Here is an 18,121-nt window from a genome sequence, read left to right on the forward strand (position 1 = left end):
GCTGGCTTCGCAACGCTCTACTACATGGTCCCAATGCTCACGGAAAGGATGTGGTACTCCAACAAGCTAGGTTGGATACACCTAGTGGGCTACATGGTGGGCACAGCAATGGTAGTGGTGGGCTTCGACTACCTTGGAATATCTGGACTAGTCAGGAGGGCTGAGATATTCCCCCTAACTCCTGTATACGTAATAGGAGAACTTGTGGCCTCTGCAGGGGCAGTAATAGCTGACGTGGCTACCCTGCTCTGGCTAGGAAACCTAGTGATAACCTTACTTAAGGGAAGGACTACAAGGCTTGAAGGGCTCTCTGTTGGCGAAGTAATAAGCACTGTGGCAATGCAACTGGAGGTCCCCAAGGAGATAACGGCAGACATAGGGAAAATAGGGGAAAGGCTAAACTTGGTGAAGGTATTTACTAGAAAATAAAAAAAGTTAAGATGATGCAATTTTTTTGAGTATTTCCTCGTTTTCCGGAAACCTCCTCTCCCCGTAACGGGAGAATATTTTGGATTCGTTTAGGTAGACATCGAAGATACCGTTTTTGCCCTGTTCCAGTTCCACCTTCACGTCCTCGAAGTAAGTCAACAAGTCCCTCGCGAGGCTCAGTGCCCTATCCAAATAGCCACAAGGTCTACAGTACACTATCTTTACGGTCTTCATAACGGCTGTTTTTGGAATTATAATTTAAATGTTTCTTATGAAAATGAAAGAAGTCAATTGAAGAAAGATTATTTAAATGGAGACTACTTATGTGAAGGGAGAACATGAGAATCGTAGCCACATATGACCAGAACCAAGTGCTAAAGCCCCTAGACGAGGCAGACATAATAGCCGTGATAGACGACGAGAAGAGGGAAGTGGAGCAGTACGAGAACCCCGCAAAGGGAGTCAGCAAGGAGGCAGCAATGAGCGTGATACTAGACTTGGGAGCTGAGGCCATAGTGGTCAAGAGGCAGTTCCTATGTCCAGGTTCCTACATGATGTCACAGGGAGCGATCAAATACATTCCCACGGAGTATAACACACTAAAGGAAGTCCTCGAGAACTTAGAAGAGCTAAAGAAGGGCGCCGTTGACGAGCTAGTAGAAGAGATGTACGCTGAGGCGTACCCAGAGGAATGATTTTTTTACTCTGAACCCTTAAATGGTACGGGAAGCAGATGCCCCATACTCCAGTTGGTATTACCATTGCGGATGTTCTTCTCTTCGTCCTATCTTGGATACTGATTTCTATAGTCGTATACTTCACTTCCAAGTTCTTTACTAGGGACTCTACGCTTTCCAAGGCCTTCCTAGCTACCCTAGCAGCTTTGGTTGTATACGCCGTACTCTACGGCATTTCGTCGTTTTTTCTTAAAGGTATCATTCCACAAATAATTGGTTTCATAGGTATACTGTGGGCATTCAAGACTGTGTTCAACGTAGGGTGGCTGGGAGCATTGGGAATAGCAGTGTTGTCAGCCGTAATGCTTATCATAGTCGATTTCATTGTAGTCCTTCTGCTTGGAGTTGGGCATAGCTTACTACACGTGTGATTGAAAAAACTATAAGGGTTTTTAACGTAAAAATAATAAGAGAATTTTTGATTTTCATGGATCTAGACACTGTAGGAAAAGGGATTTCTTTCAAGTTCTATTCTGCTTACTACCCACCCAAGTACGCCAAGCTAAAGGCCAACTCCCTTGAAGAGTTGTACGACAAGGTGCCAATTGCAGACAGACACTCCATATTCTACCACGTCTTTCACCCTATGCTCTCGTCGCACGCAGTACCTGAGGACCTACCTAACGACTTTGCCTTCTGGGCTAGGGATTCCCTTCACGACGAGGAGCTAGCGGAGATACTGGCAGACCTGCCAGGGGCTGAACCGCTAAACGTGGAGGACATTAGGAGGGAAATATTGGAGGTGCTCAAGACCTATGGAGTAACAAACAGGGTTGGGGAATACCCATTCATTTTCATGAGTTGCGTTCCAGTGGTCTACTACACCGGAGTTGAGGTAAAGACGTTAGCGGAGTTTTTGGATGCTGTAGCTACAGTTCCTGTCAGGTCGATCTTTTACCACTTCGTTTACAAGAGGGTTATAGGTGAGAAAACCAGGAACGATTTCAGCAACTGGTTGGAGAGTAACTTTGGGCTAACCGAACTGGCAAACGAGCTATCGAAGCTCGACCCACAGACCTATACAGACGAAGAGAAATTCAGGGGAGATCTCCTGAAGGTTCTAGAGAGGTGGCTGTTGAGTTGATAGAGAAGTACTCCGAAATCGTTGGAGAGGCCGAAATAGACGCCTTGTTCAGGATAGCGGAGAAGCTAAAGGATCTCTCCATACTCCACGTAAATTCCACCAAAGCTGGAGGGGGAGTCGCGGAGATCCTGAACAGGATGGTACCGTTGATGAAGGAGCTTGGGCTAAACGTAGACTGGAAGGTTATAAGGGGAGATAACGAGTTCTTTAAGGTCACAAAGTCCTTCCACAACTCACTGCAGAATGGCGTGGGGAGTCTCCCAGAGAATGCCTTTAAGACATACGAGAAGTGGCAGGAGGTAAACGCTGGGGAAATACCGCTGGACTACGACATCGTCATGATACACGACCCACAGCCCCTTGGGCTAATAGACTTCAAGAAGAAGGGAAACTGGATATGGAGGTGCCACATAGACATCTCGAACCCTTATCTTCCAGTGTGGAACTTCCTCAAGGAAAAGGTGTCCAAATACGACGCCATGATAGTCTCCGCCCCAGTGTTTGCCAGGGACGACGTAGAGACTCCGCAGTTTGTCATACCTCCCTCAATAGACCCGTTAAGCGTCAAAAACAAGCCAATCCCTCCCGTTACTGTGAGGAGGGTTCTCTACAAGTACGGCATAGATCTTGACAAGCCCCTGATCGTCCAAATATCTAGGTTCGACTACGCAAAGGACCCCATAGGCGCTATTAGGGCATTTAAGATAGCCAAGAGACACGTCGACATGCAGTTTGCCTACGTGGGAAGCCCAGCCACCGACGACCCTGAGGGGGAAGAGGTATACAAGAAGGTAGTAAAGGAAGCGGAAGGAGAGAAAGACGTGAAGTTGCTCATGTTACCTCCCTACAGCGACCTCGAGATCAACGCCTTCCAGACCGGGGCAAGCGTTGTCTTGCAGAAGTCCATAAAGGAGGGATTTGGCCTTACGGTGAGCGAGGCCATGTGGAAGAGGAAGGTAGTAATAGGTGGGAGGACCGGTGGGATACCTTTGCAGATAATCCACAACATGACTGGCTACTTAGTGGACAGCGTAGAAGGGGCTGCCCATTACATTGTACACACCATAAGGAACCCAAAGGTAGCAGAGGAAATAGGGAAGAACGCGAGGGAACACGTCAGGAACAACTTCGTGATAACTAGGCACATGAGGGAGTACTTAATGGTGATGGCACACGTGACTAAGAGGGGAAACCCTTGACTAGGGAGAGAGCTTAGCTATGAAAAAGCCCTCCGTCCCGTGCACGTGAGGGTACGTTCTGATCACCCTAAGCCAAACCTTGCTTTTCCTGTACCCGAACTTGGTAGGATCGTCGTTTACCTTGACCAACTTATCTTGGTACTCCTCCACAGCCTTTTCCCCCTCCTCCGGGAAAAGGGAACATGTTGTGTAAACCACATCAGACCCAAATCTCATTGCCTCCCTCAGGATCATCCTCTGTACTCTGACCAAGGACATCAACTCGTCCTTGGTAAGCCTCATGAAGACGGAGGGGTCTACGTTTACGGTACCGCTGTTGGTACAGGGGGCGTCAATGAACACCTTCACCCTCCTGTTCAAGGGCAAGTGAGCCCCGTCGCCCACTAATAACTCCACGTTCCTGACACCCCACCTCTCCAACAGCTTCCTCTGTACCTCTACCCTGGAAGTGGAGACATCTATTGAAACCACGTTTGCCCTATTATCCGTCAACTGCTGGATCAAGGAAGTCTTCACTCCCGGTGCCCCTCCAATCTCCACTATGGTCTCGTAGGGCTTTGGGTCCAGGACCTTGACTGAGATGACGGAGGCCTTGTCTTGGGGGATTACTAATCCCTGGGAGAACTCCTCGGTCTTGGACACCTTATACCACGGTTCCACCTTGAACAGGAAGGGAAACTCGTTGTCCTCCTCTAGGTAGAACCCCTTCCTCTCCAGGGACCTCCTCACCTTCTCGACGTCCACCTTTAGTGTGTTCACCCTTATCCAATGGTACCTCTTGTATATACCCCTCAGGCTCTCCTCCCCTAGGAGGGCAATAAGCCTCTCCTTCACCCACTCCGGGAATGAGAAAAGGGGGTCTGGCTCGCAGTCAAAGGACTTCTCCACCGCCTCTCTTAATGAGAGCTCAGGGTACAAGTAGCTCACGTACTGGAAGCACTTTAAGACGTCTAGGAACCTTACGTAAAGCTCCATCCTGTTCCCCTCAGCCCTCGCCTTCTTGAAGGCAACGTCGAATGCCCTCTCTGGGTTCATCTTCTGGAACAGTATGTTCCTTATTGCAAGTTCGTAGAGCCTTACTTCGCTCAAACCAACAGTTTTCTTCTAAGTGGAAATAAAAAACTTACTCAGTTGGACTAGGACTACTCACTGATCATTTGGTGATCTCCTCATCATCACGATATCTGAAGGGCTAAAATTCCTCTTTATTTTCGAGAACAAAAGCTTAGCGTAAGCGTCAGCCTCGATCTTCTTGATCTCGGAAAGGTCGTCAGCTATCTTGTTCAGAATTACTACCTCAGGGTAACCGCTGGCTCCCCACGTGGGCACGAACCTTAGGTTTCGCTTTCCCTCTTTCCCTAGGACGTCTATCCTGCTCACGGGAGATATCTGATCTTGCTGATAGTAGGCGGAGAGGATAGGGTAACCTAGTATCTCCTTGTACTTTAGGTAGGCCATTTTTGTCCCCTCCAGGTCCCCTGTCACTCCCCTTGACACAACCTCGTCCCAGTCTATCCATCCCAGCGCCACCGGCTCCTTAGGGTGAATCGAGTACTTTTTCCTTAAACTGTCAAAGAGCCTAGTTACCACGAACCTCTCGGTAGCGTCTTCAAGCCTTGGATAGCTCCCTACGAGGTTCACTAGGAACCTCTGGCTGAACCTCTTTACCACCCCTATGAACTTGTCGGGGTTCCTATCGAAGATGGAGCTCCTCTTGGATATAAGCTGGTCTAAGGCCTCCTTTCCAAAGATCTGGTCGCTGTACACCGGTGGATCCACTAGAGGCCCATCGACGAAGAGGACGTCAGTGTCCTCTTCCTCCATTAGACCAGTCTCCACGCTCAACATCAGAGTGATAGCCATCTTCTTCACGGCGTCTAAGCCGTAGTAGTCTCCAACAACCCTGAAGTCGTCTACTACCTTAGGTGGTACTTCCCTCTTGTTGGCGAAATGACCGTAGACCTTTACCGCCCTGACCATGATGAGGAACACGTCGCCAACGTACACTTGGTACATACTACCGTCAACTGCGGAGGCCGAGTGGGGCCTCTCCTCCTTCTCCACTTTGAAGAACTCAAGCTCCACGTTGCCGTAGTATACATCCTCTGCCAGCATCTCAACTGATGCGCTCAGCTTCCTAAGCTTCTCAGACTCCTCCTTAGCTAGGGCCTCTATCCTTCCCAAGACGTCTTTTGTCCTCAAACCCTCACCTTCACTGGCACTCCCATCTCTACTAGGAACTCTACTACCTTTATGAACCTCTCCTTGTTCCTCTTGGTTAAGGTTACCTCCCCTTTGTCTACCATGTCCACTAGAACGTCCACGTACTCAGGAGGTAAGTTAGAGGACTCTAGTTTCTCCTTCAGCCTCTTGTTGAGCTGTGTGACCATGTCCTCAGCCCTTTCCACCTCTTTCCTGGCCTCCTCGATATCGTCTTTGACCTCAAATGCTTCGACCTCCACTTCCTCCCTCAATACATTCCTGAATATCCTGGCGTATACCATTATTTTCCTGTTGAGCTCCTCCACCCTTTTCTTGTACTCCGCTAGGACCCTTTCCTTCAGCTGGTTCAATGTGTCCACGCATTTCTGGCTCCTCTCAAATAGCTCTTCCACAAGCTCTCCTAAAGCCTCTGGGTCGTCTGGGACGTTAATTAGGGCCTCAATTATACCCACGCTTTCCCTGCTCACTTCCTCAAAGTTGTAACTCCTGCAAGCCTCCAAGTTAGCCTTTAGCCTCCCCACAAACTCTTCAGCCTTCCTCAACTTTGTCAGAACCTTGTCCAACCTCTCCTTCTCGTCCTGGAGGGCCCTGACGTCGGAGCTGTTCTTTACCCTTTCTAGCTCACTTATTAGCTCCTGCAATCTCATCCAACTTCACCTTAAGCCTTGAGTATACCTCGCGTATCTCTTCTCTCTCCTTGTTAACGTTCTCCTTTAACTTCCTCAAGCTCGGATCCTGCCTATTTACCTCCTTGACCAATTCCTCTAGTCTCCTTAGCCCTTCCCCAAGACTTAAGGCCTTAACGTAGAGTTCGTACAAGGACGTCTCCTTAAGGGACTGTGAAAAGATAAGAGGGTAATTGTCTAGGCTCATCTTTGCTATTTCCCACACTATGAGGTACAAGTTGTTGCTCTCGTCCTGAAAGTTCTTCTGGACCATTTCTATCAAGTTCCTGATGGCGTCGAACTCCTTGTTGTTGGCCTTCTGTATGGCTGAGCTCAGTTCCTTTACGAGCGCATCGAGATTCTCGTCTAACCTCCTTAACAATTCTCTGAACTCCGCCTCTTCCTCTACCTCTCCCCTGACGCCCGCCAACCTCTTCGCCTCCTTAATGACCTCTAGCTTTTTCTCCACTTCCTCCTTTATCTTGGACACCTTGTTTCTTGCCCTCTCTGTCTCCTCTAGGAAGTCCTTGTACAAGGAGTAGAGGTTGAAGAAAGCAAAGTAAAGCCTAAAGTAGTTCCTTACGTCTCCTCCCTTAACGACGTTCTCCGCGTTTTCCTTGAACTTCAGCATGGACTCTTTCATTTCGCTCAAGCTCCTTATCCCTGCACCCCTAGCCTTTGCCGTTATGAAGTAACCATAGCTCACGTCGTAGTTCAACTTTTCCAATACCTCCTTTGCCTTCCCCTCAAGTAGTTCCCTGAGCTTCCCCGTGTCCAAGTGCCTAGCTATCTCCCCTGTGGCCAGGGACGCGTAGAGCAGGAACTCGACCGAGGAAGACCTCCTTGGGTCAAAGACCTTGCTTAAATTCAGCTGTCCCCTCTCCTTCAGCTTAGCGAGGGAGAGGATGTAGTCCACTACCACTTCCTCTACCTTTTCTCCGTACCTCTGCCTCAAGTACCCAGAGAGGGTCTTGGCGAACTCCTTTAGGTAGCTCCCAGCCAACTCCTCGTAGTTTATTACCCCGTTAGAGGAGTTGACAATCCCGTTCTCCGCCAAGTAGTCAACGATCTCCCTTAATGACTCCTCCGTCTCTATGTCCTCAAGCTTGAACTGCTTAGAGCCAAAGATCCTGAACTTCTCGTTGACTAGCTCGTTTACCTTGGAGAACGTTGAGGACACCTTCTCTGGATAGACCTCGTAGTTAAAGATAACCCAGTTCAAGGACTGGATAGGCCTCTTGTTGCCCTTAGCTACGGGCAGTAGCCTCACTTCCACCTTTTTCCTCACTTCTTCACTCAGCTCTTGAATCTGCCTCTTCACGTCCCCTAGCCTCAAGTCCACTCTGTCCTCCTTTAGTTCCGCTGAACCTCTGTTAAGGAAGTAGTAAAGTAAGTATAGCAACTGCCTCTTAACGGGGGTCGGCAAGTCCAGAACTGTCAAAGTGATCGAGAGCCTATCGCATTTCTCAATTATTGCCTTAGAGACGTCCTTTGCGTTTATGTAGTCGCTTGAAACCAGTATAAGCCCGTCCAAGAAAACATCTTCCCTGTGATCAAGAAACGACATGAGAGACTCGAAGTCTGACTGGTTTAGGACTTTAGCCAGGGCAACTGTGAACTTCCTCTCTTGGTTGCCCCACTTAAGCACCCTCAACCTGTCGCTGACCCTCGTCTCCTCGACGTCGCCGCTCAGTAACTTGACCAAGGAGATCACTCCGTCTAGCTCCTTTTCTACGCTCAATAAGTTCTCGTTGACGAACTTGATCGCCCTCTCCTTGACCTCCCTGGACTTAAACTCCACGACGTAGTTGCCGACGTTTGTGTTTACAAGGCTCTCGAAGAAGTTCCAGCCGTAGGCAAATGCCTCTCCCCTCTTCCTGATCAAGAGCCTCTCCACCGCCTTCTTCATCTCCTCCCTTTTAACGCCCTCCTGTACTACCTTGTCCAGGTCCTCTGACACGAAGACCAATAGGCTTGAGTCGAAGTCCTTCCCAGGGTTATATAGGAGGAGGAAGTCGTCGAGGTTACTGTCCCCCATTACCTCCCTCCAAGAGTCGTAGCTCACAGTGAAGCCCTTTATCACGTGTGGGGATAGCCTTCCCACCAAGAGGCTGCCGTCGAAGATCCTCGCCATCAAGCTCTTGTGGAACTTGGACACCTCCTCTGTGTCCAGCCCCTCTTCCACCTTCAAGAGGTTCTGAACCCTTATGGTCTCCTCTTCTTCGTTAAGCCACTTTGACTCAAGCACACCCTTAAAGATGAACTCAGCTTGGTCCTCGAAGGCGTAGGAGTTACAGACCACATCGTTGAAGAACTTTGCGTACCTCCTCCTCTCGGGGGTTATGGTCCAGAAGGGCAAGTCCATCCACTTCAAGACGTCGTTGTTGGCATTGTTGAAGTCCAGAAGGCAACTCATCATTGCCAAGAACTCCAGCTTAGTCGGTGTACCTATAACCACCCGCTTCACCCTTTGGAGGAGGGAGTAGTACGTCTCTGGGAACATTGATGGTAGAACGCTGGAGAAGAGCTTTGAGTAGGCGCTGGGGGTCATGGACAAGTAGACCACCTTGTTCCCCTTGGAGTTGGCCAGCCCCTTGACGAAAAGCCAGAAGTCCTTAATCTGATCGGAGTACTTTGTGGTGGCAAAGTCTATAGCAGTCTCTACCTCGTCTATTAGCACTACATCGTTGAGCTTAACCTCCTCGAGACTCTTCAAGTTGTTCAAGACGTCCACGAAGTTGAGCTTAGCAAACCTCTTTCCCGCCTCATTTAGGGCCTCGCTTACTATGCTCAGGAAGGTCGTCTTACCCTGCCCCCAGTCCGCGACCAGAGCTATAATTTCGGGACTCTCCCTCGGCGATTTAACCCTCGCTATCTCCTCACCTATCTGCCTAAAGAACCTGAGCCTATCAATGTGCTTGGTCTTGGAGACCACGCACTTGTAGAGCTTGAATATGCTTTCGGGGTCAGCTGAAGTCTCACTAAGCCTAAACTGGCACATTTTACTCATTAGTCTTCTAGTAGTACTCTATCAACTCTTTCCAAGGAACCAGCGTATGACCCCAACTTAGGATCCCAAGGTATTCTCACCAGTGCGGGTACCTTCAACGCCGACATGAGGCCGTTGACGATCACGTACCCTGTATCCTGGGAGGGTATAGCCTTGGCCAAGGATTCAGGCAGACCACCGCTGGCAGACATCACGTAGCGTAGATCCTCGTGGTATATCCTGTGGAAGAAGAAGGTGTTCAGCATGGAGAGCACGTACTTGTCCACGAAGGCCGGCCTCTGACTGACGAGGAAGAGGGAAAGGCCGAACTTCCTTCCCTGCGTCGCTAAGGTGACTAGGATGTCCTTTGTAATGCTAGCGTTCACGGGGTAATCATTTGAGGGTATATAATTCTGTGCCTCCTCTATAACGAAGCCTATGAGCTTCTGGTTCCCTGAGTACTTTGCCTTGGTCAAGTAGTTCAAGAGGGACCTCGCGATATAGCTCACAATTAGTTGCTTCGTAGCTATGTCAACTCCTGGGGACCCATCTGCCGAGAAGTCTACGATGAGTAGGCCCTTGTTTTTCCAGAGCAACTCGAGTGTGGACTCGTTGAAGCTGGAAGAGTTATCTATTAACTTATACTTCTGCACTAGCCTGTTCTTGAATATCTCGAGGGCGCTAATCACTGCCCTAACAGTGCTGTAGTTGAACCCCGAGTCCTTCAGCGATGGGTCTGACAGCTCCTTTTCGAGCATTTCAACGCCCTGCTCAGTCCCCAAGATGAGGTTGTATTCCTTTACATCATGCCTTGAGAGGACGAATTCCAAGAGGTTGCTCTGGAGCGAGTTTGTGGTTTCTCCGCTGAACTTGAGGGAAATTATGAAGTCGGCTAAGTCCTTAGGCGTGAAAAGGGACAGGTCTATGGTAAGCCTTGCCTCGTTCCTCGTCAAGGGGTCTCTGATCACGAACTTCCTAACGAAGTTCCTTCCTCCCCTGACCAGAGAGTAGTTCTGGTCTGCAAAGTCGGCGTAGTCCCCGTTGGCGTCTATGACTATCAAGGGTATAGCAGTCTTCTTTCCCCTTATCTCCAAGTTCGAGAGGGTCGAAATTAAGTACCTCATGTTATAGCTCTTCCCGCTCCCGGTCTCGCCAAAGATGCCTACGTGCATGGTTATTGAATTGAGGTCCAGTAACAAGGGAATGTCGGAACCTGCAAGGAGCCCGTACTTTACGTGTCCCGTCAAGTCGTTTACGCCGTAAAACTCCATTAGCCCCTTCTCGTCTCTTATCTCCGGGAGGAGCTTAACTAACGAGCCTGGCATCGGTGAAGAGGAGTGATTGTACCTCTTGATTATGCTGAGCGAGGCCTTTATAACGGTGTTCATGTTCAGCAGTTCAAAAGACTCCTCCTCCGTTATCATCGACCTAAGTATGGGTATTTTCTCGTCGTAAAACTCGTTTATGTACTCGAAGCTGTCGAGCCTACAGAGCGAGACCTTTCCTCCGTCCTTCACCACAAAGAGCCTACCGCTGGACACCTCCACCGAGGGGTCTATGATGGCGCTGACGGAGTTGGACTCCCCCTTCTGTAGGACGATGCCTACTGTTTTCCCTCCTTCTAGCATGTATCCTCTCTTTCGCAAATTGACTTAAAAAGGAGCGATCTCATGGAGGTTAAAAGCCCAGACTCCTAAAAGACTGGAGACAAACTTCTCACGAGGTCTTCTTGGAGGTAAGTTCAAAGAGGGCTAGAGAGAGGCCCAGCATTATGAGAAAGCTTAGGTAATCCCCCTCAAACGAGTCGTATAAGGCCAAGAGGAACACTAAGTACTTCAACACTTGCAGCGACGTAGGTACCTTCTCCTTTACGGCCACCTTTGGCGTCACCCTCCAGTCAAACTTTAGCCTACTTGTCCCTTGTGCAAAACCCACCATCGAGGCAAAGACCACCAACACACTGCTCAAGTCTATCTCCCCAGAGCCCTCCATAGACCTCCCATAGTAAAACGCCAGCGAGACCCCGTAGATAGCTAGTGATAGCAAGTACCAGGGTAGTGAAACGCTCTCGGGGAACAGGGAGACTAAGACTAGCGAGAGGGGGAAGAACGAATAGATGCCCCACTGGACTACGTATAGGAAGCCCTCTAGACCCCTGATCCCCCTCCTTAAGAGCTTAAGTCCCTCTAGGAACAGCTCCCCTGAACCATAGGCCCACCTCTTAACTTGCGCGTAAAGGTCGTAGTAGGTAAAGGGCGAGAGCACCGACACCGTGGGCCTATCAAAGTACTTCACTTGAACCCCGTTTAACGCTAGCCTTATCCCCATTTCAAGGTCCTCCGTGACCGCTCCCTCTTTCCAACCTCCCAAGGCTAGGAGGACGGACTTCCTTATGCCGAAGGCCGAGCCATTGGGAAAAACGAACAGCCCCCTCCTTTCCCTCCCCCTGAACAACGACGCCATTGAGAAGTCAGTCATCCTAGAGTAGATTTTGCCCAACCCTTCTCTATTCCTCACGACTAGCCTAAGGGCAATAGCGTCGTAGTTTGCCAATCTTGCTACTTCCCTCAGGAAGTCTCTCTCGACCCTCGCCTCTGCATCTAGGAACACCAAATACTCGCCCTTGCTTAGCTGGACTCCGTAGTTGAGGGCCCCTGCCTTCCTTCCCTTTGGCCTCTCCCTCCTGACCAGCCTGAAGTTTTCTGGCATGGGAATGGAAAGGAGTTCCCTAAACCTCTCCTCGCTGTCGTCAGAGACTATTATTACTTCGTAGTCCTCGTAGTCCAACTTGGACAAGTTGTCCACAAGGCCCTTGACCGTCTCGACCTCCTCGTCCTTTATTGCCACTATGACGCTTATCTTCTCCTTCCTTTCCTCTCCTTTACTTACCTTTTCCTCGTCAGTGTAGTAGATCCCTTGAAGGATAAGCCAAGTAGAAGAGAAAACCGACGAAACGAGCAACAAGAGCGTTAAAAAGAAATTCATCCTTTGTTTTTCCTCTCAATCGCTGCCTTAATTTTTTCCTTTGCTACCGAGGCCGTCCCCCATCCTGACGTCTTTACCCACTTGCCTGGCTCTAGCTCCTTGTAGTGGTCAAAGAAGTGGTTTATCTTGTCTTTAATGGCTTGGGGCAAGTCCATGATGTCCCTTATGTTGGAAAAGGTAGGGTCTACCTTGTCCTTTGGCACTGCAATAACCTTCTCGTCCTCTCCTTCCTCGTCCCTCATGTAGAGCATGCCTATGGGTCTTGCCTCTATCACCGTGCCCGGGTAGAACGGGTAGTTACTCAAAACTAGCACATCTATGGGGTCGCCGTCCTCGCTCAACGTACCCGGTATAAATCCGTAGTTGAAGGGGTAGACCATGGAGGTGTAGAGTACCCTGTCAACCTTTACCACTTCTTCCTCGTCGTCAAATTCGTACTTTATGTTGGAGCCCATTGGTATCTCTATAAATACGTTTACCACGTCTGGTGCGTTTTTCCCTGGACCAACTTTCATAAAGGGTCATAATTGACTCTACAACGAGACTTTTATGTTTTATTCACTGGATACGTATGAGGCTCTGGACGAAGTCCTTCACTAGATCAAAGGGATGGCTGGACAGCATCTCGTCGATCTCTTTGAGATAGCTCTCAGCTATCTCCCTAACGTCGAAGCCCAACTTCGCGTACCTATTAGCTTGCACCACCGTTGACAGCCTGTCAGATAGTCTGGCTACCTTTGCCTCCAGGGTATTCCTCTCCTTGTACTCCTTGAAAAGCTCCTCCCCTATGCCCAGCTCCCTGTAGGCCTCAAGCTCGGCTTGGCTCTTGTCAACCCTCCTGCTAGCCCACTTTGGGAGGTCGCCAAGTACGCTCTCTCCTACGTCATGGAAGAGGGCAAGTACGGCAGCGTGGTCCGGATTTACCTCGACTCCCCTTTCCCACAACTTAAGGGAAATTGCGTAGGCAAGTACGGACGCCTCGAAGCTGTGGGAAGACACGGTCTCAGCCATCGAGGGGGGTACGCCCCTTTGCATCCAGCCAGTCCTAGCCAAGTTCTTACACGCCGTTAACAGCCTCTCCAGTTGCATGGTTACAACTCTCTGCAGAGGTACTCTAAAGAGTTTTTCATCTCCTCTACTCCACTTGTCCAGAACCTTATCATGGCCTCCTTGCCCTTCATTCCCCTGTCGTATATGACGTTAGGTACCTTGCCGTAGTTCTCAACGACGTGTTCCACTATCCATTGCATAGTCTTCCCCTCACCGTGTTGAGGCTCTAACTCTCTGTTTACCTCCACGGCCTCGTATCCCAAATTCCTCAACAACTGGATTGCCCTCTCGTCGTACCTAATGTTTATCAGTGACTCAGCCTTAACTCCCATGGAAGTAAGGGAGAAGAGAAGCCTTGCGGTGTGCGTCGGGTAACCAAAGACCGCTGGGTAACCTACCTTTACCTTTCTATCCCACGTCCTGACTATCCTCCCCCTGAATGTCGCAATGTCTTCGAGCCCTCTTACGTACTCGGGCGGTACGGAATGAGAGAAGTTCGACTGCACTTCAGGGATGAGCTTCCAGAAGCACTCGAGGCCCTCAACGAAGTCCCCAAACTCCCTCATCTCCTCCAGAACCTTGTATTTCATGGAGTCCTTCAGGAGGAAATAGGGGTCAACGGGCCCTATCCCTTTGCCTACCTCTAGACCGTAGAGTATGGATCCTTGCAGTAGCCTCCTTGCTACTTCTACGGCAGAACGCACGTCATTTCCCTTGGTTAGCTCGGCAGTGATGGCAGAGGCGAAGACTGAGCCAGTGCCGTGGGTGTTCTTCTGCTCGATCCTTGGGTATCCGACCTCGTAGAACTCCTTTCCGTCGAAGACCACGTCAAAGCTGTGCTCACCCTTTACGTGGCCTCCCTTAACCACAACATACGGTACGCTGAACATCTCGTGGAGTGCCCTCGCTACTACCTCTTGGTCCCTCAAGCTCTCCACCTTAATGCCCGTGAGCATTGAAGCCTCCAAGGCATTTGGAGTAACGATGAAAGCCTTTCTCAGAATGAACCTCTTGTAGTCCTCCAAGTCCTTTATCAGCTGTGTGCCGTCCTTTGCGTATATTACTGTATCCACAACGAGCCTCTTATCTGAGAGCTCCTCGCTCACCACCTTGAACTGTCCCGAGTTGTACACCATGCCTAGCTTGGCGTATCTGAAGTCAAAGTCCTCCTTGAGCCAGCCTATTTGGGAGGCCAGCTGTTCAGGGGACACCGGGTACACTTCCTTTATCCCCCTTGTACTCTGGACAGTTATGGCTGTGACAGCCATTATGCCGTGGACTTGGAGGAGCTCGAAGACCTTTACGTCAGTCTCCACCCCAGCCCCTCCGCCAGTGTCCAGCCCAGCTACGCTAAGGGCTACCGGCTTTTTCGTCCCTCTTCACCCTCGTATTTCCAGCTACAACCCAGAACTGACCGTCGTCCCTAACCTCCAGCTTCCATATACCAGTAGTATGCTTCACCAACTCTATGGCCTCGCCTACGGCGCTTATGGCGTCCTTCCTCCCCTTCCCCATTACCATTATTAGGATCACGTCGTCCCCGGGCTTCATCTTGTCGATTGCGTGGATTATCTTTACCTTTGCTACGTCCTTGTACTTCTCCTTTATTGCCTCCTCTATTTCCCTTATCCTATTGACCGTGTAATCCTCGTAGGCCTCGTAGTCGAGCTCGTAGACCTTGTGGGACTCTACAACCCCCTTAACGAAGCCCAAGTATACCACCAACGAGCCAGCCTCTGGAGGGGCCTCCTCCCTGAACTTCCTGATCTCTTCAAGGAAGTTGAACTTCCCCTTGACGAGCTCTCCTCCAGACGGTGGGGGCAGGAAGGCCACTTCGTCGCCGTTTTTCAAAATGGACACATTGGCGACACCATTGACTAAGACGGCGACCTTTATGCCTCCTATGCCGTTCTTCACGTAATTGAGGAAAGCGCTACCGTACTTCCCCGAGAGCTCAGCCACGAGGCAGTTAACGTCAGTACAGCTAGTCTCCCACTCCTCCTCCTTTTTCCCTGTGAGATCCGACATAAAGGCGAAGTACTTTAACTTAACTTTCATCCTGCACACTCCCTTCCGATAAAGCCCTTATTATACATGGAAGAAGACGATAAAATATTTGATTTCATAGAGGCAGAGGAGCCTCCAAGGAACTCTCTAATGAGGAAGCTCGACGAGATAGAGTTCCTGCTGAGGACTCTGATGAAGGAGAAGAGGGAAAAGGAGGAGAGCCTCTGCGAGGTAATACTGGAAAAGACCTACATAGTGACAAATAGAAGGGTAAACCAGAACACTCACCCCAACCTCTTCGTCATGAAGTTGGACTCATCCAACTACCTCGTGACGTTTAAGGACACCATGGACCTCTTAAAGCTTTATATGAAGATGGGGGAGAGGGTAGAGGACGAGATGCCTAAGAGGTTAAGGCTCCTCTTCACCTTCCTAAAAAATAACGGGCTAGTGTACTACGACGCTGAAAGCAAGGAGTACAAGCTTGTCTAGGAGGCAGTAGCTACCTCTACGAGTATAGTCTGTAACGTAGACGTGGTCACAACGTTCTTTAGCACGTCCCTTATGGCCTCCGAAAAGCTCTGACCTTCCACAACGTCCTTGTTCTCAAAAGCCAAATTCCTCGAAGTGCTCACCCTTTGAACTATTTCCCTCACTATTGGCTCTACGTCGTAAGACCTCACCGCGTCAACGTACTTTGACACCTTCTCGTTGAGTAGAATCTGATCGCCTACCACGACCTTCAAGAATTTTACCACGTTGGCGTCATCTGCTAATTTTGCCCTCAAGAGGCCCATGAACTCCTTCCTCACGATGGGTATTACGACAAGAACGAAGTAGTTCCTTCCTCCTACCTTCCAGAGGTCTACCTTACTCGCTATTTCGTCAACGCTTCTCAAGGAGGCTTCCCTTATAGCGTTAACAATTATCTCCACCATGACGGTGTCAGACACTGTGACGGTTTCCCCTGCAATTGCCCTAACCTTGCTAGCCTCTGCTGAGTAGAACTTGCTGTAAACCGACCTCGTCCCGAACTTCCAAGTGGAGAAGGGACATATTGTTAGTACGTTCTTTTGCCTAGTGTGGACTTGCTCCCCTTTATAGGACGTGAGGAAGAGCCCTGCGCACTCCTTGTCTTGACCCTCAATTCCCAGTTTCCTAGCCCAACAGCCAGCGTGTATTGGATCATTTATGAAGGGCTTTATTACCTCGAAGGCAAAATATCCCTTTTCTCCGCTTAACGTGTTGTATACGTAAAGCCCCTCTGGGCAAAGGAAGTATACTCCTTCAGCCCCGTTCGTCTTCTTTAGCTCCAAGATTCTCTGAACATCCCTCCTAGCCCCCTCCACGTCGCCGCTAATGTATTTGTCAAAGCCGCAACATATGCCGTCGACCAGCTTCACTCTGGGAGAGGTGGGTATCTTGTTGCCGTTTTCCATTAAGAATTTCAAGAATCCCTCCAGACCCACGGGATCGTACTTCGCCGAACAGCCTACGAAGAGGAGGAACCTCGGATAGCTTCTGAACTTGTCTTCTAGCTGTTTCTCCACTTCCTTCGCCCTCAAAGAAGAGCCCTCCAACGAGATGGACACAGTGAAGCTCGACCCGAGCCTCGGAAGAACCTCAGTGATCCTGGAGATCTTTATGCCCTCTGGGCACACGTCCTCGCATTGCTTACAGCCGAAACACGCCTCAAATACAGTTTCTCCGGTGACGAGCCTGTTTAGCCTACCCATGGCGGAGTAAAAGACGTTCTTGGCGGTCTTATACGCCAGGCAAGAGTCGAGGCACAGTGAGCAGTTCACGCAACGCGTAGCGTCTATGTACTCGTCCCTAATGAACTCTGCGTGCTTAGGTACCTTGACTCCTCTCTTGTACTTGCTTAGTATGTGCTTTTGAAGGTCGTCATAGTCCCTCAAGTTGGGGAATGGAAAGACGCCGGGGTTCTTCCTGAGGAAGTTGAAGACCTCCTCTAACTCGTCCGCCTTAACTGAACCACACATCACCGTGTACTTGTCTGGGCTGTTGAAGTTGACCTCATACCCGATGACGAGCTCCCCGGGGAAGCCGTTAAAAAGGGATGGGTCTGTCGCCCTCAAGCAGATGGGCGCGTAGTCCTTCTTCACTAACCTATAGGAAGCCACAAACATCTCCTTGACGAGCTCCTTTACGTCGACAGATTTCCCGCTAACAAGGGAGGAGTAAATTGAGGGGACGAAGTATCTCTTGGTACCGTCAATTATGAGGCTAGACCACGAGAGCTTCTCCTCTTGGGATACCTCTATTACCTCATCGTACTTGACTAAAGTGACGATAGACCCCTTCTCTCCGTTTTCGTGGACTGCCTTCTTGTACCTCACGAACCCGAACTTGTAGCTCCCGAACCCTGAACCGTTTGTGGCAATGAACCCCCCGACAGTGCCCTTAGGGTAGAGGGGGAAGAGGGCAGGGTAATAGCCCTCCTTGATCAACGAGTTAAAGAGCTCCTCAAAGGTGGCACCGGGAGCTACCCTAGCCTTTGCGTATATGTTCCCCCTCTCGAGGATTGAGAAAACTGATCCGTCCTCCAGCCTATTCCTAGCGCTCACGTACTTGGGGTTCAAATATCTCAGTAAGCTACCGTCCAAAGACGTACCTCTGCCGACTATCACCTCCCCCCCTTCGACCATGAACTTCTTCAGGGACGACACATCAAAGGACGTAATAGCCCTGCTAAAGATCGACGCGTCTAGTAACAACTGTCCTCACCATGC

General features: G+C 50.0%; 18 protein-coding genes. 6 read left to right on the top strand and 12 right to left on the bottom strand.

Annotated elements, in window-relative coordinates; translation table 11 throughout:
• A partial coding sequence (locus MPF33_09925; GenBank protein ID MCI2415537.1) for a cbb3-type cytochrome c oxidase subunit I occupies nt 1-429 on the top strand: 429 nt, incomplete at its 5' end.
• Nucleotides 430-435: 6 nt separating this feature from the next.
• On the opposite strand, the gene MPF33_09930 is transcribed toward MPF33_09925, so the two are convergent.
• The gene (locus tag MPF33_09930) at nt 436-663 is read right to left on the bottom strand and encodes an Rdx family protein (GenBank protein MCI2415538.1); all 228 of its coding nucleotides are present in this window, start codon (nt 661-663) and stop codon (nt 436-438) included.
• Between the two features lie 104 nt (nt 664-767).
• Between MPF33_09930 and MPF33_09935 the strand changes: the two genes are divergently transcribed.
• The 4 genes from MPF33_09935 to MPF33_09950 are packed head-to-tail and all read left to right on the top strand — an operon-like array spanning nt 768 to nt 3,449.
• A complete protein-coding gene (locus MPF33_09935; protein ID MCI2415539.1) occupies nt 768-1,124 on the top strand; it encodes a hypothetical protein in 357 nt (118 codons plus the stop codon).
• A gap of 38 nt (nt 1,125-1,162) precedes the next feature.
• Nucleotides 1,163-1,537: a hypothetical protein gene (locus MPF33_09940; GenBank protein MCI2415540.1), complete on the top strand. Its 375-nt coding sequence runs from the start codon at nt 1,163-1,165 to the stop codon at nt 1,535-1,537.
• Nucleotides 1,538-1,593: 56 nt separating this feature from the next.
• Nucleotides 1,594-2,250 carry a DUF5752 family protein gene (locus MPF33_09945; protein MCI2415541.1) on the top strand — a complete coding sequence of 219 codons (657 nt, stop codon included), beginning with the start codon at nt 1,594-1,596 and terminating at the stop codon, nt 2,248-2,250.
• Complete coding sequence (locus MPF33_09950) at nt 2,247-3,449, top strand: glycosyltransferase (protein MCI2415542.1); 1,203 nt, start codon at nt 2,247-2,249, stop codon at nt 3,447-3,449. Before MPF33_09945 ends, MPF33_09950 begins: the two co-directional genes overlap by 4 nt.
• Here MPF33_09950 and MPF33_09955 read toward each other — a convergent pair whose 3' ends face one another.
• From MPF33_09955 to MPF33_10000, 10 genes are all read right to left on the bottom strand, one after another.
• Complete coding sequence (locus MPF33_09955; protein ID MCI2415543.1) at nt 3,450-4,538, bottom strand: RsmB/NOP family class I SAM-dependent RNA methyltransferase; 1,089 nt, start codon at nt 4,536-4,538, stop codon at nt 3,450-3,452.
• A gap of 57 nt (nt 4,539-4,595) precedes the next feature.
• Nucleotides 4,596-5,651 (bottom strand): DNA double-strand break repair nuclease NurA, encoded by a 1,056-nt coding sequence (locus MPF33_09960; protein MCI2415544.1) that lies wholly within the window; start codon nt 5,649-5,651, stop codon nt 4,596-4,598.
• Nucleotides 5,648-6,319: a hypothetical protein gene (locus MPF33_09965; protein MCI2415545.1), complete on the bottom strand. Its 672-nt coding sequence runs from the start codon at nt 6,317-6,319 to the stop codon at nt 5,648-5,650. Before MPF33_09965 ends, MPF33_09960 begins: the two co-directional genes overlap by 4 nt.
• Entirely contained in the window at nt 6,294-9,347 is a 3,054-nt protein-coding gene (locus tag MPF33_09970; GenBank protein ID MCI2415546.1) for a hypothetical protein, read from the bottom strand. The genes MPF33_09965 and MPF33_09970 overlap by 26 nt, the downstream gene beginning before the upstream one ends.
• Nucleotides 9,347-10,954 carry a DUF87 domain-containing protein gene (locus tag MPF33_09975; GenBank protein ID MCI2415547.1) on the bottom strand — a complete coding sequence of 536 codons (1,608 nt, stop codon included), beginning with the start codon at nt 10,952-10,954 and terminating at the stop codon, nt 9,347-9,349. Before MPF33_09975 ends, MPF33_09970 begins: the two co-directional genes overlap by 1 nt.
• An 88-nt stretch (nt 10,955-11,042) precedes the next feature.
• On the bottom strand, nt 11,043-12,311 hold the full coding sequence (locus tag MPF33_09980) for a glycosyltransferase family 2 protein (GenBank protein MCI2415548.1): 1,269 nt from the start codon (nt 12,309-12,311) through the stop codon (nt 11,043-11,045).
• The gene (gene ppa, locus MPF33_09985) at nt 12,308-12,826 is read right to left on the bottom strand and encodes an inorganic diphosphatase (GenBank protein ID MCI2415549.1); all 519 of its coding nucleotides are present in this window, start codon (nt 12,824-12,826) and stop codon (nt 12,308-12,310) included. The genes MPF33_09980 and ppa overlap by 4 nt, the downstream gene beginning before the upstream one ends.
• Nucleotides 12,827-12,869: 43 nt before the next feature.
• On the bottom strand, nt 12,870-13,400 hold the full coding sequence (locus tag MPF33_09990; GenBank protein MCI2415550.1) for an HD family hydrolase: 531 nt from the start codon (nt 13,398-13,400) through the stop codon (nt 12,870-12,872).
• Between the two features lie 2 nt (nt 13,401-13,402).
• Nucleotides 13,403-14,677 carry a PfkB family carbohydrate kinase gene (locus MPF33_09995; GenBank protein MCI2415551.1) on the bottom strand — a complete coding sequence of 425 codons (1,275 nt, stop codon included), beginning with the start codon at nt 14,675-14,677 and terminating at the stop codon, nt 13,403-13,405.
• A 34-nt stretch (nt 14,678-14,711) separates the two neighbouring features.
• Entirely contained in the window at nt 14,712-15,419 is a 708-nt protein-coding gene (locus MPF33_10000; GenBank protein ID MCI2415552.1) for a MoaD family protein, read from the bottom strand.
• Between the two features lie 36 nt (nt 15,420-15,455).
• Here MPF33_10000 and MPF33_10005 point away from each other — a divergent pair, with 36 nt between their 5' ends.
• The gene (locus tag MPF33_10005; protein MCI2415553.1) at nt 15,456-15,860 is read left to right on the top strand and encodes a hypothetical protein; all 405 of its coding nucleotides are present in this window, start codon (nt 15,456-15,458) and stop codon (nt 15,858-15,860) included.
• Here MPF33_10005 and MPF33_10010 read toward each other — a convergent pair.
• Nucleotides 15,857-18,106: an FAD-binding protein gene (locus MPF33_10010; GenBank protein ID MCI2415554.1), complete on the bottom strand. Its 2,250-nt coding sequence runs from the start codon at nt 18,104-18,106 to the stop codon at nt 15,857-15,859. The genes MPF33_10005 and MPF33_10010 overlap by 4 nt on opposite strands.
• Nucleotides 18,107-18,121 lie beyond the last annotated feature (15 nt).

This window comes from Candidatus Aramenus sp. CH1 (assembly GCA_022678445.1).
Taxonomy (GTDB): Archaea; Thermoproteota; Thermoprotei_A; order Sulfolobales; family Sulfolobaceae; genus Aramenus.

Coding starts and splice junctions, on each gene's coding strand:
- MPF33_09930 (MCI2415538.1), bottom strand. CDS start 663: ATGAAGACCGTAAAGATAGTGTACTGTAGACCTTGTGGCTATTTGGAT.
- MPF33_09935 (MCI2415539.1), top strand. CDS start 768: ATGAGAATCGTAGCCACATATGACCAGAACCAAGTGCTAAAGCCCCTA.
- MPF33_09940 (MCI2415540.1), top strand. CDS start 1,163: ATGCCCCATACTCCAGTTGGTATTACCATTGCGGATGTTCTTCTCTTC.
- MPF33_09945 (MCI2415541.1), top strand. CDS start 1,594: ATGGATCTAGACACTGTAGGAAAAGGGATTTCTTTCAAGTTCTATTCT.
- MPF33_09965 (MCI2415545.1), bottom strand. CDS start 6,319: ATGAGATTGCAGGAGCTAATAAGTGAGCTAGAAAGGGTAAAGAACAGC.
- MPF33_09970 (MCI2415546.1), bottom strand. CDS start 9,347: ATGAGTAAAATGTGCCAGTTTAGGCTTAGTGAGACTTCAGCTGACCCC.
- MPF33_09975 (MCI2415547.1), bottom strand. CDS start 10,954: ATGCTAGAAGGAGGGAAAACAGTAGGCATCGTCCTACAGAAGGGGGAG.
- MPF33_09980 (MCI2415548.1), bottom strand. CDS start 12,311: ATGAATTTCTTTTTAACGCTCTTGTTGCTCGTTTCGTCGGTTTTCTCT.
- ppa (MCI2415549.1), bottom strand. CDS start 12,826: ATGAAAGTTGGTCCAGGGAAAAACGCACCAGACGTGGTAAACGTATTT.
- MPF33_09990 (MCI2415550.1), bottom strand. CDS start 13,400: ATGCAACTGGAGAGGCTGTTAACGGCGTGTAAGAACTTGGCTAGGACT.
- MPF33_10000 (MCI2415552.1), bottom strand. CDS start 15,419: ATGAAAGTTAAGTTAAAGTACTTCGCCTTTATGTCGGATCTCACAGGG.
- MPF33_10005 (MCI2415553.1), top strand. CDS start 15,456: ATGGAAGAAGACGATAAAATATTTGATTTCATAGAGGCAGAGGAGCCT.